The organism is Staphylococcus sp. EG-SA-2, from assembly GCF_017152085.1.
Genome location: NZ_JACYHC010000816.1, coordinates 1 through 1252, shown reverse-complemented (window position 1 = coordinate 1252; position 1252 = coordinate 1). Strand labels below are relative to the sequence as shown.

The 1252-nt window shown below is 34.0% G+C and carries 2 protein-coding genes; both read right to left on the bottom strand.

Translation table 11 applies throughout. From position 1 onward, the window contains the following. Positions 1 to 436, bottom strand: a 436-nt coding sequence (locus tag IDG60_RS14760) for an iron-containing alcohol dehydrogenase (protein WP_206160846.1), incomplete at its 3' end; no start/stop codon positions are given. A 25-nt stretch (positions 437 to 461) separates the two neighbouring features. Further along, on the bottom strand, positions 462 to 1252 hold a 791-nt coding region (gene aroC / locus IDG60_RS14755; protein WP_206160845.1), incomplete at its 5' end, for a chorismate synthase.

Here is a 1252-nt window from a genome sequence, read left to right as displayed (position 1 = left end):
TTTTACCTTGTTTTGAGTTAATACCCACTTTACCGCCAACACTAGAATCATGCGCCAAAATCGTTGTAGGAACTTGTATAAAATGGACACCTCTTAATAGTGTTGCTGCTACAAATCCTGCAAAATCACCAGTTGCACCACCACCAACAGCAATAATTGCTGTATTACGAGTCACATGATGGGATAAAATATACTCTAATGTTTCTTGATATTGATGAAATGTTTTTGTCTTTTCACCTGCTGGAATAATGACTTTATGCACATTTTCATATGATAAAATATCATCAAATTTATTCGCAAAATATTGATTTACATATTCATCAATTAATATAAAACTTTGATCAAACTGATCAATATACGTGCTAATATGGTCAATTGCACCGCGTTCAACATATATTGGATAATTATTTGAAGGGTATGTTGTTTGTAATTTCATGATTACACCTCAATTGTTCTTGTTGTTAAAACTCAATATTTAATTGTCTGCGCTCAATAATTTGTTGTTTAAGTTGCTCAATATGATTTGATTGGAATTCTTCCAATAATGCTTTCGCAATTTCAAATGCTACGACATGTTCGCAGACGATACTTGCTGCAGGAACAGCACAACTATCAGAACGTTCAATTGTTGCTTTAAAGTCTTCTTTAGTATTAATGTCTACTGAATTTAATGGTTTATATAACGTTGGAATTGGTTTCATTACACCATTAACGATAATTGGCATTCCATTTGACATACCGCCTTCTAAACCACCTAAGTGATTTGACCCACGATAATAGCCCAATTCAGTATTGTAGAGAATTTCGTCTTGAATTTCGCTACCAGGCTTTTCAGCTGCTTTAAATCCTTCTCCAAAACTTACACCTTTAAATGCATTAATACTAACGACACCCTGTGCTATTCTTCCATCTAATTTACGATCATAATGTACATAACTACCTACACCAACAGGCATATTTTCAACTACAACTTGAACTACTCCCCCTATTGAATCACCATCGTTTTTAGCTTCGTCAATTTTATCTCGCATTGCTTGTGCGATACTGTCATCAATTACACGAACATCATTACGATCAAGATTTGCTTTAAATGTTTTTGAATCATAAAAATCTTTATCTTTAATTCCACCTATTTCAACAACACGACTGTATATATCGATATCTAACTGTTGTAATAACACTTTACATAAGGCACCGACTGCAACTCGAGCTGCTGTTTCTCTAGCAGATGATCGCTCTAGCACATTTCGTA